The sequence below is a fragment of the Clostridium sp. D33t1_170424_F3 genome, from assembly GCF_015667585.1.
Lineage (GTDB): Bacteria > Bacillota > Clostridia > Oscillospirales > Acutalibacteraceae > Anaeromassilibacillus.
In genome coordinates, this window is record NZ_JADPEG010000042.1 from 1 (window position 1) to 1088 (window position 1088).

Here is a 1088-nt window from a genome sequence, read left to right on the forward strand (position 1 = left end):
AGCAGCTCGACGCCTCCCAGAAGGACATCGACGGCGCCTGGAAGGACCTGCTGCAGGTCATCCAGTTCCTGAGCTTTGCAAAGGGCGACAAAACCGCGCTGGAAGAGGCGCTGACCGCGGCAGGAATGCTGGACGAAGAGCTTTACACCAGCGCTTCCTGGCAGGCCTTCCAGAAAGCCTATGCAGCGGCCCAGACTGTCTATGACGACGAAGACGCCATGGACAAGGAAATCCAGGAGGCCTGCGTATCGCTGAATAAGGCGATGGAGGACCTCGAGGACAAGGCTGACTGGAGCGAGCTCCTCTCCCTCATCGAACGCGCGGAAGAAATCGAGGCCGTACTGGATACGGAGTATCTGGAAACCGGCAAAGACGCCTTCCTGAAAGCACTGGATGAAGCCAGAGCCATGGAAGAAAGCGCCAGCCAAAAGGAAATCAACCGGATGGCGGAAAAACTGGCCCTGGCCATGGCGAACCTCAGAAAGATCCCGAGCCGCGACGAGCTGAACGACCTGATCGCCGAAATGGAGCAGGTCAACCTGAACGGCTACACCAGGGCCAGCGCCGCAACCTTTACGCAGGCGCTGAACGACCTGAAAGCAGCCGCGGCGGATGAAACCGCGGACGATAAAACCCTTGCAACGGCATATTACAACGCCGTGGACGCAAAGAACAATCTGGAAAAGGCGGAAACGCCTGTGACGCCCGACCGGAAGCCATCCGGCAGCAAGGGCAGCTCCTCCGCTTCCTCCAATTCCTACGGTGCGGCGGGTACCGCTGTTGTCAACGCGGCGCAGAGCACCTCCGCACAGGGCGCTTATGTAGTCAGCGATACCACTGTGAACTTTACTCTCAAGAGAGGCAGCGCATACTGCTTCAAGATGACGGTACAGGGCGGCGCAAATCTGACGCCGGGCTTTACCGTCGGCAGCGGCAGCGTGCTCAAGACACAGTTTGTCGCCAAAATCGGCAATGACTGCTATTACAGAGTCTGGGCCGTCGGCACACCCGGCCAGAGTTCCGGCGTGTACACCACTCTGCCCGGACAGAACCCTGTGAAGCATTGTGCGGTCACCATTGGCTGAAAA

At 58.8% G+C, this 1088-nt stretch carries 1 pseudogene; it reads left to right on the forward strand.

Annotated elements, in window-relative coordinates:
- Window positions 1-1085 (forward strand): annotated as a pseudogene (locus tag I4V53_RS13855) (FIVAR domain-containing protein); the annotation flags it as partial.
- Window positions 1086-1088: the final 3 nt, after the last annotated feature.